This window comes from Caulobacter sp. CCH9-E1 (assembly GCF_001556515.1).
Classification (GTDB): Bacteria; Pseudomonadota; Alphaproteobacteria; order Caulobacterales; family Caulobacteraceae; genus Caulobacter.
Window position 1 is genome coordinate 1 of record NZ_LSJA01000243.1, and the last position, 13,496, is coordinate 13,496.

The 13,496-nt window shown below is 67.3% G+C and carries 11 protein-coding genes; 3 read left to right on the forward strand and 8 right to left on the reverse strand.

What is annotated here, in order from left to right:
• The first annotated feature begins 192 nt into the window (after positions 1-192).
• Positions 193-1,590 carry an MFS transporter gene (locus tag AX690_RS13560; protein WP_066686113.1) on the forward strand — a complete coding sequence of 466 codons (1,398 nt, stop codon included), beginning with the start codon at positions 193-195 and terminating at the stop codon, positions 1,588-1,590.
• Positions 1,550-2,383: a nucleoside triphosphate pyrophosphohydrolase gene (gene mazG, locus AX690_RS13565; protein WP_082769660.1), complete on the forward strand. Its 834-nt coding sequence runs from the start codon at positions 1,550-1,552 to the stop codon at positions 2,381-2,383. Before AX690_RS13560 ends, mazG begins: the two co-directional genes overlap by 41 nt.
• Here the strand turns inward: mazG and hflX are convergent.
• The 8 genes from hflX to dusB all read right to left on the reverse strand — a co-directional run bounded on the left by hflX (position 2,380) and on the right by dusB (position 12,244).
• On the reverse strand, positions 2,380-3,720 hold the full coding sequence (gene hflX, locus AX690_RS13570) for a GTPase HflX (RefSeq protein WP_066686116.1): 1,341 nt from the start codon (positions 3,718-3,720) through the stop codon (positions 2,380-2,382). The two genes, mazG and hflX, sit on opposite strands and share 4 nt — an antisense overlap.
• A gap of 5 nt (positions 3,721-3,725) precedes the next feature.
• Positions 3,726-3,974, reverse strand: a complete 249-nt coding sequence (gene hfq / locus AX690_RS13575) for an RNA chaperone Hfq (RefSeq protein WP_013079113.1) — start codon at positions 3,972-3,974, stop codon at positions 3,726-3,728.
• 156 nt (positions 3,975-4,130) lie between these two features.
• Positions 4,131-4,994 carry a D-amino-acid transaminase gene (locus tag AX690_RS13580; protein ID WP_066686117.1) on the reverse strand — a complete coding sequence of 288 codons (864 nt, stop codon included), beginning with the start codon at positions 4,992-4,994 and terminating at the stop codon, positions 4,131-4,133.
• Entirely contained in the window at positions 4,995-6,383 is a 1,389-nt protein-coding gene (gene ntrX, locus AX690_RS13585; RefSeq protein WP_066686118.1) for a nitrogen assimilation response regulator NtrX, read from the reverse strand.
• Complete coding sequence (locus AX690_RS13590; protein ID WP_066686119.1) at positions 6,380-8,623, reverse strand: PAS domain-containing sensor histidine kinase; 2,244 nt, start codon at positions 8,621-8,623, stop codon at positions 6,380-6,382. Before AX690_RS13590 ends, ntrX begins: the two co-directional genes overlap by 4 nt.
• Before the next feature lie 62 nt (positions 8,624-8,685).
• The gene (gene ntrC / locus AX690_RS13595; RefSeq protein ID WP_066686121.1) at positions 8,686-10,107 is read right to left on the reverse strand and encodes a nitrogen regulation protein NR(I); all 1,422 of its coding nucleotides are present in this window, start codon (positions 10,105-10,107) and stop codon (positions 8,686-8,688) included.
• 2 nt (positions 10,108-10,109) lie between these two features.
• Positions 10,110-11,240: a nitrogen regulation protein NR(II) gene (locus AX690_RS13600; protein ID WP_066686123.1), complete on the reverse strand. Its 1,131-nt coding sequence runs from the start codon at positions 11,238-11,240 to the stop codon at positions 10,110-10,112.
• The gene (gene dusB, locus AX690_RS13605; protein ID WP_066686126.1) at positions 11,237-12,244 is read right to left on the reverse strand and encodes a tRNA dihydrouridine synthase DusB; all 1,008 of its coding nucleotides are present in this window, start codon (positions 12,242-12,244) and stop codon (positions 11,237-11,239) included. Before dusB ends, AX690_RS13600 begins: the two co-directional genes overlap by 4 nt.
• A 99-nt stretch (positions 12,245-12,343) precedes the next feature.
• Between dusB and AX690_RS13610 the strand changes: the two genes are divergently transcribed.
• On the forward strand, positions 12,344-13,492 hold the full coding sequence (locus AX690_RS13610; protein WP_066686128.1) for a bifunctional 2-C-methyl-D-erythritol 4-phosphate cytidylyltransferase/2-C-methyl-D-erythritol 2,4-cyclodiphosphate synthase: 1,149 nt from the start codon (positions 12,344-12,346) through the stop codon (positions 13,490-13,492).
• Positions 13,493-13,496 lie beyond the last annotated feature (4 nt).

The window sequence follows — 13,496 nt, forward strand, 5'->3', positions numbered from 1 at the left end:
AAGAACTCCGGACGTCGTCCGGCGCTCCGCGTCCCTTTCCATCCCTTCAGCGGCCAGCCGCGTGAAGCGGCGGAGTCGCGACTCGATGCTAGAACGGGCTGGCGCTCGATGAACAATGCTCGCACACTTGTTTGAAATGGCCGTCTCGGGCCAGGTAAGAAGCGCGAACGACGCTGCGGGAGGAGTACAGGGATGACGGAGCGTAAATCGTCATGGGCGCTGGCCAGGTTCGCCTCGCCGGCCGTCCCGATCGCGGCCATGGGCCTGCCGCTGGTCGTCTATCTCCCTGAATATTACGTCACCTCGCTGGGTCTCTCCCTGACCACGGTCGGGGCGGCCTTCCTGATCGTGAAGCTGGTCGACATGCTGCTCGATCCTGTTCTGGGCGGGCTGATGGACAATACGCGGTCGCGCTTTGGCCGCTTCCGTCCTTGGCTGGCCGCTGGCTCGCCGGTGATCGCGATAGGATCCTACGCCCTGTTCATGGCCCAGCCGGGCGTCGGCCCCCTTTATCTGTGGTTCTGGCTGTCCGTCGTCTATGTCGGCTACTCGATGGTTGTGCTCTCACAAACCGCCTGGGGCGCGGTCCTGTCCAGCGACTACCAGCAGCGCTCCCGCGTCTTCGCCTGGTGGCAGGGCGCCAATGTGGTCGGGATGATCCTGGTGCTGTGCCTGCCGCCGATCGTGACGGGGGTGTTCAAGGGCGATCATCTGGACAGCATCGCCGCCATGGGCTGGTTCATCGTCGTGCTGGCGCCGCTCGCGGTCCTCCTCGCCGTGAGCACCGTCGGCGAGCCTCTAGCGCCACCCAAGCGCGGAAAGACGGGCCTCAAGCAGTATCTCGGCCTGCTGACTCGGCCTTCCGTGCGGCGCCTGCTGATCGCCGACCTGCTGATGGGGCTGGCGCCCGGCATCGCCGGCACGCTGTTCCTGTTCTTCTTCGAGCGGATGAAGGGCTTCGACAAGACGCAGTCGGGCGTCCTGCTGCTGATCTACTTCATCGCCGCGCTGGCCGGAGCGCCAATCTGGCCGATGCTGGCCAAGCGGATTGGCAAGCACAAGGCGCTGGCCGTGGCCTCCGTCGTCTACGCGATCGTACAGCTGGCGACCGCGTTCATGCCGTCCGGGGAAGTCGTGCTGGGCATGATCGTCCTGATCCTGGCCGGGCTGCCCTACTCCGCCGCGCAGCTGCTGGTGCGGTCCATGATGGCCGACATCGGCGACGAGGAGCGCCTGCTGACCGGCGTCGACAAGACCGGCCTGCTCTACGCGATTGTCACTGGCACGGTGAAGCTGGGCTACGCCCTGGCCGTCGGCGTCTTCATCATCCTGGGCGCGATGGGCTTCGACCCGAAGACGCCGACCGCCGCGGGCGATGCGGCGCTGGTCGGGCTTTACGCTTTCGCCCCGGCGGCGCTGGGACTGATGGTCGCGGCGGTGATGATGCGCTATCCGCTGGATGCGAACCGTCTCGCCGAGATTCAGCGCCAGCTCGCGGCGCGGGATGCGGCCGAGGCCTCGCCAAAGCCCGCAGCCGAGCTGGATCCCCATGCCCCCGACGCCAACGCCTTCGTCGCTCCCGCCGAGTGAAGACCAGAACCCAGTTGCTCGACTGGTCGAGATCATGGCCCGGCTCCGGGACCCGAACGGCGGCTGCCCGTGGGACCTGGAGCAGACCTTCGCGACCATCGCGCCCTACACGGTCGAGGAGGCCTACGAGGTCGCCGACGCGATCGAGCGCGGCGACCTGTCGGATCTGAAGGAGGAGCTGGGCGACCTGCTGCTGCAGGTCGTCTTCCACGCGCGGATGGCGCAGGAACAGGGGGCGTTCGACATCAACGACGTCGCGACGGCGATTTCGGACAAGATGATCCGCCGCCACCCGCACGTGTTCGGCGACCACGCCTATGAGAACCTCTCGGCCCAGGTCGAGGGCTGGGAGGCCCTGAAGGCTCAGGAGCGGCAGGCCAAGGCCAAACACGGCGTGCTCGACGACGTGCCCACGGGCCTGCCCGCCCTCACCCGCGCCGTGAAGCTGACCAAGCGCGCCGCCCGCGTCGGCTTCGACTGGCCGACGGCGGCCGAGGTGCTGGAGAAGCTCCGCGAGGAGACCGAGGAGATCGCGGTCGAGATCGAGGCCGGCGACATGGCCAAGGCCCGCGAGGAGCTGGGCGACATCCTGTTTGTCTGCGCCAACTTGGCGCGGAAACTGGATGTCGATCCGGAAGACGCCCTACGCGCCACCAACGCCAAGTTCACGCGCCGCTTCGCCTTTATCGAGGCGCGGCTGGCCCAGCGTGGCAAGACGCCGGACCAGTCGGACCTCGAAGAGATGGACGCGCTGTGGAACGACGCCAAGGCGGTCGAGAAGACGAAGGACTAGGTCGCCGCCGGCTCGATGCGAGCCTCGGGAAACTGACGCTCGAACCGGCCCAGGGCCTGACCGTCAAGGCGCGCGACCAAAGTGACCTCGCCGCCCTCGCCGTCATGGCGGCCCAGCACCCGGCCGTTGCGATAGATCCAGGCCAGGGCCTGACCGTCCTGCGGTCCCAGGCGCACCTCGACCGGCGGGGAGTCGTCGATCAGCCCGCCGACCCGGCGCAGCAGGGCCTCGCAGCCCTCGCCGGTGACGGCCGAGACGGGCGAGGCCCCGACGCGCCGCGCCTGCCCCTCGACGATCTCGCGATCGTCCTCGGAGAGCAGATCGATCTTGTTCCAGACCTCGACCACGGTCTTGCCGCTGTCGAGGGTGACGCCCAGCTCGGACAGCACCGTCTCGACGTCGCGGGCCTGGGCCTCGCTGTCGGGGTTGGCGACGTCGCGGACGTGCAGAACGACATCGGCCTCCTGCACCTCCTCCAGGGTGGCGCGGAAAGCCTCGACCAGCTCGTGCGGCAGGTCAGAGATGAAGCCCACGGTGTCGGACATGATCGCCGGGCGGCCGTCGGGCAGCTTCACGGTGCGCAGGGTCGGGTCCAGCGTCGCGAACAGCATGTCCTTGGCCAGAACCTCGGCCTCGGTCAGGCGGTTGAACAGCGTGGACTTGCCCGCGTTCGTGTAGCCGACCAGGGCGACGGTCGGATACGGGACCTTCTTGCGGGCGCTGCGATGCAGGGTCCGCGTCCGACGCACCTCCTCGAGCTCCTTCTTGAGCTTGATGATCGTGCCCGCGATCAGACGTCTATCGATTTCGATCTGGGTTTCGCCGGGACCGCCGGTCGAGCCGGTGCCGCCGCGCTGGCGCTCCAGGTGGGTCCAGGTGCGGACGAGACGCGAGCGCTCGTATTCGAGCCGGGCGAGCTCGACCTGCAGACGGCCTTCGCGAGTGCGGGCCCGGCGGGCGAAGATCTCGAGGATCAGGCCCGTGCGGTCCACGACCTTGACCTCCAGCGCCTTTTCGAGATTGCGCTGCTGGATGGGGGTAAGCTGGTCGTCGAACACGGCGACGTCGATGTGCTCGACCTCGCAGATCGAGGCGAACTCCTCGACCTTGCCCTTGCCGAACAGGGTCGCGGGCGTGACGGCGCGCAGAGGCGCGATCAGCGCCTCCACGACCTCGAGATCTAGCGCCACCGCGAGGCCGACAGCCTCCTCCAGCCGGGAGTTGGGATCCCGGGCTTCAGAGGCCGCCTGACCGCGCAGTTGCCGCGCCGGATGGATGACGAGCGCCTTCAGGATCGGCGCGGCGTGGTCAATCGACCGGGATGTAGATTTTGACAAATGTCTCAGTCGTCGGAGTCGGCGCTGGGCTCATAGAGCTGGACGGGCTGCGCCGGCATGATGGTGGAAATGGCGTGCTTGTAGACCAGTTGCGACTGGCCATCGCGACGCAGCAGGACGCAGAAATTGTCGAACCAGCTGACCACGCCCTGCAGCTTCACGCCGTTGACAAGGAAAATGGTGAGCGGCGTCTTCGACTTGCGCACGCTGTTCAGGAACGTGTCCTGGAGGTTTTGCTTCTTCTCGGCAGACATCGGGGGTTCCCCTCTCATTGTTCACGGAGGGCCACACGCCCCCCACACAAACAGGTCCATGCTAGATGATTTTTCGCTGAAAGCGACAAGGTCGCAGCGAAAATTTCCGCAAGGTCACGCGGCGAACCGACGCTCCTGGCTAAAATTGCTCAGGCTTCAGACGGCTTTCTCACGTGCTCGCGCTATATAGGCGCCCCGAAGCTTCATCGCCACTGGGCCAGGCTTTCCGTCCCCAAGCTTGACCCCGTCCACCTGGACAATCGGCGTCACCAGCGAACCGGCCCCGGTGATGAAGGCCTCCCTGGCGGCTTGGGCTTCGGCGATCGTGAAGGGTTTCTCGCTGATCGGCAGGCCCGCTTCCCGGATCACCTCCAGCAAGGTCGAGCGCGTGACGCCGCGCAGGATGTTCGCGTTCGTGTCGCGGGTGCGGAGCATCCCTTCCGCATCGACGATCCAGGCGTTGGATGACGCGCCCTCGGTCACCAGGCCCATGTCATCGATGAACCAGGCTTCGACGGCGCCCCGCTCGCGCGCGGCCTGCTTGGCCAGGGCGTTGGGCAAGAGACCGATCGACTTGATGTCGCAGCGCGCCCAGCGGTTCTCGGGGACCGAGATCACCGAGCCGCCCTTTTCGGCCTTGGCGTTGGTGGCGGCGCGGTCGACCGACTTGGCCGTAATGACCACGGACGGCGGCACGGCGGGGTTTGGGAAGGCGTGATCCCGACGCGCCACGCCGCGCGTCACCTGCAGATAGACCAGCCCCTCGCGCACCTTGTTTCGTCGCACGGCCTCGCGCAGGACAAGGGTCAGCGAGGCTTCGCTCATCGGATGCGCGATCCGCAGCTCGTCCAGGCTGCGCCAGAGACGGGCGAAGTGCCCCTCGGCGTCGGCCAGCTTACCGTCGAACACCGCCCAAACCTCGTAGACGCCGTCGGCCAGCTGGTAGCCGCGATCCTCGATGTGAACGGCGGCCTCGCCGTGACGCACGAACTGACCGTTCACATAAGCGAAACGCGACATCTACTCTTCCTCTTCGGCCCGGGCGCCGGCGACGCCCAGGGACTTAAGCTTGCGGTGAAGCGCCGAACGCTCCATGCCGATGAAGTTGGCGGTGCGCGAGATGTTGCCGCCGAACCGCAGGATCTGGGCGTTCAGATACTCTCGTTCGAACAGCTCGCGCGCCTCGCGCAGCGGTAAGGCGATGATCCGCTCGGCGCCGATCGCGCCGGCGTTGCCCGCGCTCGGCTGATCGCCGCCGGACAGCATCTCGGCGGTGATCACGTCGCCCGGCTCCCCGGACGCCATGATCAGCATGCGTTCGACGTTGTTGCGGAGCTGGCGGACATTGCCAGGCCAGGTCTGGACCTGAAGCGTCGCCAGAGCGTCCTCCCCGAGACGGCGGCGCTGCAGGCCGGTCGCCTCGCTGATCCGCTCGATAAAGAAGTTGATCAGCTCGGGAATGTCCTCGCGCCGCTCGGCCAGGCCAGGGACGCGGACAGGCACCACATTCAGGCGATGGAACAGGTCCTCCCGGAAGCGGCCGGCCGCGATCTCGTCGCGGAGATCGCGCGACGTGGATGAGATCACCCGGACATCGACCTGAACGTCGTTGTCGCCGCCGACGCGACGGAAGCGCTGCTCGACCAGCACGCGCAGGATCCGTCCCTGGGTCTCGCGCGGCATATCGGCCACTTCGTCGAGATAGAGCGTGCCGCCGTGGGCGCGCTCGAACACGCCGATCTTGCGCGGTCGGCCCCCCTCGCCTTCCTCGCCGAACAGTTCGACATCAAGCCGCTCCGGCGCCATGCCGGCGGCGCTGACCGCGACGAACTCCTGGCGAGAGCGGGTGCTAGCGCCGTGGATCAACCGCGCGACCAGTTCCTTGCCAGAGCCCGGCGGACCGGACACCAGCACGCGGCTGTTGGCCGGCGCCACCTTCAGGATCATTTGGCGCAACGCCTGAGCCGGCGCAGATTTGCCGATCAGGCCATCGGGGGCGAGGGTCTGAGCCCGTAGCCGGCGGTTCTCGCGCCGCAGGCCGGCGGCCTCCAAGGCGCGCTCGACCACCAGCAGCAGTCGATCCGACTTGAACGGCTTCTCCAGAAACTCGTAGGCGCCGCGCTTGATCGCGCTGACCGCGGTCTCGATGTTCCCGTGACCGGAGATCATGATCACCGGAAGATCGGCGTCGAGCGTCTTGACCATGTCCAGCAACTCAAGGCCGTCCATGCCGCCGCCCTGCATCCAGATATCCAGGACCAGCAAGGAAGGCTTGCGCGCGCGGATCGCCGCGAGCGCCTGATCGGAGTCGGCGGCCGTACGGACCGCGTAACCCTCGTCTTCGAGGATACCGGCCACCAATTCGCGGATGTCGGCTTCGTCATCCACCACCAGAACGTCGGCGCTCATATCATCTCCTCAACGCCACTTTGGGCCGCGGCGGGCAGACGCGCGGTCGTCGGAAACTTCAGGATCACGCGAGCGCCAGGCGGCTCTCGCGCGTCGGTCAGGGCCAGGCTGCCGCCATGGTCCTCCATAATCCGCTTGACGATGGCCAGGCCGAGGCCCGTACCCTTCTCGCGGGTGGTCACATAGGGCTCTGTCAGACGATCGCGGTCCTTGGCGGGGAGCCCCACGCCGTTGTCCTCGATCGTCACGCAGAGGTCGTCGGCGTCCGCCACCAGGGTCGCGGTGATCCGACCGCGAAGGTCCGGCTCGACCAGGCGGCGCGCGCCCACGGCCTCGCCGGCGTTCTTCAGGATATTGGTCAGGGCCTGGCCGATCATCCGCTCGTCGCAGGTCACCCAGATGTCGCCGCCGCCGGGCTCTTCCAGGCGAACTTCGATTTCCGCATCCTGAAAGCGCTGGGCAAAGACCGCCTGGCGCAGCATCTCTGTCAGATTGGCCGGCGCAAAGCGCGGCGCCGGCATGCGGGCGAAGGCGGAGAATTCGTCGACCATGCGGCCTATGTCGCCCACCTGCCGGATGATGGTGTCGGTGCAGCGATCGAACGTCTCGAGATCGCTGGCGATCTCCTTGCGGTACTTCCGGCGCAAGCGTTCCGCCGACAGCTGGATCGGAGTCAGCGGGTTCTTGATCTCATGGGCGATGCGGCGCGCGACGTCCTTCCAGGCGGCGTTTCGCTGGGCGGCGACAAGACGGGTGATGTCGTCGAAGGTCAGGACGAGGCCGGCGGCGACATGGCCAGCGGCGCGAACACGAAGGCGCCGCGTCTCGCCTTCGCGCATGATGTCGATCTCGACATCCGTGTCCGGCCTGCTCTCCTCCAGCGCTTCCATGACGACCGCGAATTCCGGCGCCAAGGTGATCAAGTCGACGCCCAAGGCGTGCTCCGGCAGTCCCAGAAGCGCCGTCGCCCGGCGATTGACCGCCGAGACTCTTCCCCGTTCATCCAGACTGACCACGCCGGCGCTGACACCGGAGAGCACCGTCTCGATGAATTGCCGGCGGCTCTCGGCGTCGAGACTGGCCGCTTTCAAGGCCGCCTGCTGCAGTTGCAGCTCGCTGGTCATCATGTTGAAGGCGTTGGATAGCGCGCGGATTTCCTCCGGCCCGGACCCGGCCTCCACGCGCGCATCCAGGTCGCCGCCCGAGACGCGTCCCGCGGCCTCGACGAGGTCCGCCACGGGTCCCGCGATCGAGTTCGCCGCGGCGATGCCGACCCAGATGGCGGCGACCAGGACCAGAAGCGCCGTCTCCAGATAACTCAGGCCGAAGATCGCCTGGATGCGGCCGCGACTGCGCTCGGCGTCGCGATAGGACAGCAGCGCGTCCTGCGTCTCGATCAGGTGGCTCAGAATGCCCTGCTCGATCGGCCGCACCACATAGAGGTAGCCGTCAGGGAAGGCCTTGAGCTTGTAGAGCGCTCGGAACAGGTCCTTGGAGACAAAGCGCTGGGCGCTCACTTCACCGCCATCCGTGGCCTGGTAGCTGGACGGCGGCGGCGCCAGGAATGGCGGCGCGGCGGCGGTCTCGGCCCGCGCCAGAATCCGGCCATCCCGATCCAATACGTAGGCGGCCGAGAAGCCGTTGTCCTCCATCACGCCCGCCAGAAAATGGCCGAACGCCACCGGCGACTGCGACATGGCCGGCGCGGCGCGGTTCAGGTCCGCGGCCATCGGCGCGATGTGTTCGGAGATATAATTCTTCTGCTGCTCGACGTACGAGTTGGCGACCTTGGCCGAGTTGCCGACCACGGTCTGGACCTTCTGACTGAACCAGCCATCAACGCCGCGATTGACCAGCACGCCGAAGAACAGCGCCACGATGACCGCCGGGGCCACGGCCGCCAGCGAAAAAAGGCCCACGAAACGCAGGTGCAGGCGCGCGCCTTCGTCGCTGGCCCGCGCGTCGATCAAGTCATAGAGGCGCAGGCCGACAATCGTGGCCACGCCCAGGATCAGGACAAGATTGAAGCCCAGCACGACCAGAATCACCGTGCTGGCGGTGCTGATCGAGTCGGTCTTGGGCGGCGACGAAGCCAGGGCGACGCCAGCGACGGTCAGCAAAACAGCCAGCGCATAGCCGCCAGCCATCAGGTAGCGCGACCGCAAGAGCTCTCGCCACCAAGCCCGGCTGAACCGGGTCGGCGGGGCTTCCGATCCGGTCGCGTAAGCCACTGAAGCCATCACCCCTGATTTTAGGGGGGTGTGCCCTGAATTCAACAGCTATGTGCTACGAATGCTTCAGCTCAGCGGCGACCGCGGGTCATCTCTACGCCCAGGTCCTGGATTTTCTTGCGTAGCGTGTTGCGGTTCAGGCCCAGGATCTCAGCCGCGCGCACCTGATTGCCACGCGTCGCCGACAGCGTGAGTTGGATCAACGGGCGCTCGATCTCTTGCAGCACACGGTCATAGAGGCCGGGCGGCGGCACGCCGTCGGGCTGGTCGGCGAAGTGCGAAGCCAGATGTTGTTCGACGAGCGTGGAAAGGGTGACAGGGCCTTCTTCCGACCGCACGGCGGGCGTGTGATCCTGCAGTTCGCGATCCACGATCCGGGCGGTGATCAGCTCCTCGGCGTAGAGCGCGCACATGCGGCGCATCAGGTTCTCAAGCTCGCGAACATTGCCCGGCCACGGATAGCTCTTCAGGCGGTCCAGGGCGCTCTGGTCGATCGTCTTGGCCGGCAACCCTTCGCGAGCGGCGCGCAACAGGAAAGTCCGCGCTAGATCCGGAATGTCCTCGGCCCGGTCGCGAAGCGGCGGCAGGCGCACCGGCGCGACGTTGAGGCGGAAGAAGAGGTCCTCACGGAACAGGCCCTGTTGGATCAGGCCGCGCAGGTCGCGGTTGGTGGCGGCGATGATCCGCACGTTCGGGCGGCGGCCGGTCTTTGGATTGATCACCGGCTCGGTGCCGTCGATCACCCGCAGCAGCCGGGTCTGGGCGTCCAGCGGCATGTCGCCGATCTCGTCCAGGAACAGTGTGCCGCCATCGGCCTCGACCAGGCGGCCATTGTCGCCCTCCCCGCGGCCGAACAGCTCGACCTCGACCCTTTCCCGCGGAACAGCGGCGAGGTTGAGGACCACGAACTTGCCGTCGCGCCGGCGCCCCAGTTCGTGCAGCGCGCGGGCGACCAGTTCCTTGCCGGTGCCGCTTTCGCCGAGGATGAGGACGGTGAGGTCCGCGCCGACCAGGCGCGCGATGGTGCGGTAGACCTCCTGCATCGGCGCCGAGCGGCCAATCAACGGCAGGCGCTCGTCCCGCATGGCGCGAGCCTGGGCCTTCGAGGCCTCGGTGTCGGCGGGCCGCGATAGCGCGCGACGCGCCGCCGCCGTCACATCATCAAGGTCGAACGGCTTGGACACATATTCGAAAGCTCCCGCATCCGCCGCGTTGACGGCGGTCAGCAGGGTGTTCTGAGCGCTCATCACGATGATCGGCAGCTTGGGCCGCTCCTTGCGGATGCGCGGCAGGACGTCGAAGACGTTCTCGTCGGGCATCATCACGTCGGTGACAACGAGGTCGCCCTCGCCATCCGTGACCCACTTCAGCAGCGTGGTCGCATTGCCGGTGGCGCGCACCTGGTAGCCCAGGCGGGTGAAGGCCTGGCTGAGGACCAGGCGGACCGAGCTGTCGTCGTCGGCGATCAGGATTTTCTTGCTCGCGGCGTTCATACTCACGCGTCTCCGGAAACGGTGTCGGAAGCGCCATTTTGCGGCGCGATGGGCAGCAGCACGCGGAAGACGGTGCGGCCGGGCTCGGACTCAAAATCAATCAGCCCGCCGTGGGCGGTGACCAGCTTGGTCACGAGCGCCAGACCAAGACCGGTGCCGTTGGCCTTGGTCGTGACGAAGGGCTGGAACAGATGGTCGCGGAGGGTGGTCGGAACGCCGGGGCCATTGTCGATCACCCGGACCTCGATCGGAGCGCCGCTCGCGGCCTTGCCGTCCGCGCCACGAACGCGCACGCCGGGGCGCCAGGCGGTCTGGATCGAAATCGCGCCGCGACCATCGCCGCGCATGTGCGCCGCCTCGGCCGCATTCTTGGTCAGGTTGAGGAAGATCTGGATCAGGTGATCCTCATCTCCCCAGACCGGCGGCAGCGACGGGTCGTAGCTTTCCTTCAGTTGCAATCCGTCGGCGACGCCATTCGCTACGAGGGCCCGCACGCGGTCCAGAACCTGGTGGATGTTGACGGGCTCACGCGGGGTCGGGGCGTCATCCGAGAACGCCTCCATCCGATCGACGAGGCGACGGATGCGATCGGTCTCGTCAACGATAAGTTGGGCAAGAGGCTGGTCGACGGCGCTAGCGCCGGTCTTGAGCAACTGGGCCGCGCCGCGAATGCCGGCCAAGGGGTTCTTGATCTCGTGGGCGAGCATCTTGCCCAGCCCGACGACCGAGCGAAGCCCTGCCGTATCCGCGCCGCGATCGACACCCAGTACGCCCTTGACGTGCAGGGTCAGCAGCACGGAGCCGTCGCCTAGCGGCGCGGCGGCGCCGTCCGCCTCGAACGGGGGCTGGCCGAACAGGTTGACCTCAACGCCGTGCTCGCGGACCAGCGCCCCCTCGGAAATGGCCCGGTCGAGCAGCGAGACCAGCACCGACCCCGGCGGCAAGGCGGCGCGGAAGCGACCGCGCGCCAGGAGCGAGAGACCATGACCGAACAGCGCCTCTGCGGCTTCGTTTACAGCGACGAGACCGCCGTCGCGATCCACCACGAGCGCCGGCTCGGGGCTCAGATCGAAAGCCGCCGACTTCAAGGCGTCGGTGGCGACGCCGCCCAATACCCGGGCTCGGTCCGTCATGCGGCTAATCTCCCGCCCGCCAGCCAGAGATCGCGCAAGGCGGCCTCCACGGCGGCGGGATCTTCCAAGCGACACAGGGTGGCGCGCGCCGCCCGGCGCGCTTCGGCGGTCTCGGGCCAGGGCGCGGCCTCGATGTACGAAGCCAGATGCTTGCGGAACATCTTCAGGCCCAGCCGCTCGCCATAGAACGACAGGCTCCGGCGGAAATGGGTGAGCGCAATGGCGAGGCGCTCCTCGGCCTCGGGCTCAGCGAAACCCCTGCCTTCCAGCGCCGCTTCAATCGCTCCAGCGATCCAGGGGCGCCCATAGACGCCGCGCCCGATCATGACACCGTCGGCTCCCGACTGTTCGAGCGCCACGCGGGCGCTCTCGCCGTCGACGATGTCGCCATTGACCAGCAGCGGAACGGAAACGGCCTTCTTGACCTCGGCCACCGCGGACCAGTCGGCGACACCCTTGTAGAACTGGTTGCGGGTGCGGCCATGCACCGTGATCGCCTTAGCGCCGACCGCCTCGGCGCGGGCGGCGATCTCTGGCGCATTGCGGCTGGCGTCGTCCCAACCGAGCCGCATCTTGACGGTTACCGGCACATCGACCGCCTCCACGGCGGCAGCGACGAGCGCCTCGGCGAGATCCGGTTCGCGCATCAGGGCCGAACCGCAGGCCGCGCCGGCGGCGACTTCCTTGGCGGGGCAGCCGAAATTCAGGTCGATGATCTCGGCCCCGGCCTCGGCGGCCATTCGCGCGCCTTCCGCCATGAAGTCGATGTCTCGTCCGACGAGTTGGATCACCGTCAGCGGCAGGCCTTCGCCGACGGCCGCGCGACGGACGACGTCGGGTCGCCCCTTCGCGAATTCCGCGCTGGCCACCATCTCCGTCGCCACATAGGGCGCGCCAAGCGCCGTGGCCGTTTCTCTGAAGGGCAGATCCGAGACCCCGGTCATGGGCGCAATCCACACCCGACCGGGGACGCAAACCCCGCCGACATCGAGCTTGTTGCTCATTTTCTGATCATCCCCGTAGCATTCTTTTTAGGCACATTGTGCGGCGCAGTAAAGCCCGGATCGACTGGACATGAGCCGTCGTCCGACTAAACACCCCCTATGAACTTCTCCGCCGTGATCGTCGCCGCCGGCTCAGGGAGCCGAGCGGGCTCAGGCCAGGCCAAGCAATGGCGCATGCTGGCCGGGAAACCCGTTTTGAGGTGGTCCGTCGAGGCCTTCCTCGCCGCCGGCGCGTCCGAAATCGTGATCGTGACGACCGAAGAGGGCGAAGCGGCCCTGCCCGCCGTCCTCAAGGATCTCGGCGGCTGGCGATCGGCGCGAGGCGGCGCTGCTCGAGCCCTTTCGGTTCAGGCCGGCCTCGCCGCCCTGGCCCATCGCCCGAGTGACGAGCCCGTTCTGATCCACGACGCCGCGCGCCCCCTGCTCGGCCAGAAGACTATCCATGATGTGCTGAACGCCCTGGAAGGCGCCGACGGGGTTCTGCCCGCCCTGCCCGTCGCCGACACGCTGAAGCGCGCCGAGCCGGATCAGAACCCGGTGACGACGTCCCGTGACCATCTGTGGCGCGCCCAGACCCCCCAAGCGGCCCGTCGTCAGACCCTGTTGGACGCCTACGCCGCCTGGGCCGACGGCGAGCCCACCGACGACGTCCAAGTGATCGAAGCTGCGGGAGGACGCGTGGCGATCGCGCCGGGCGATCCGCTTTTGATGAAACTGACCTACCCAGAGGACTTCGCCATGGCCGAACGCCTAGCCGGCGCCGCCCGCGTCACCCGTGTCGGCCAAGGTTTTGACGCCCACCGCTGGGGGCCAGGCGAAGAGGTCTGGCTCTGCGGCGTCGCGATCAAGCACGACGAGACCCTGATCGGCCACTCGGATGCGGACGCAGGCCTGCACGCCCTGACCGACGCCATCCTGGGCGCGATCGGCGAAGGCGATATCGGCGACCATTTCCCGCCCACCGATCCGAAGTGGAAGGGCGCGGCCTCCGACCAATTCCTGAAGCACGCCGTCGATCTCGTGACCGCCAAGGGCGGCGCCATCGTCAATGTTGACGTCACGTTGATCTGCGAGCGTCCCAAGATCAAACCGCACCGCCAGGCCATGCGCGAGCGTCTGGCGGAAATCCTCGGCCTTCCGGTCGATCGGGTGAGCGTCAAGGCGACCACGACCGAGAAGATGGGCTTCACCGGCCGCGGCGAAGGCTTGGCCGCCTCGGCTGTCGTGGCGGTCGAGACTCCGGCCTGAACAG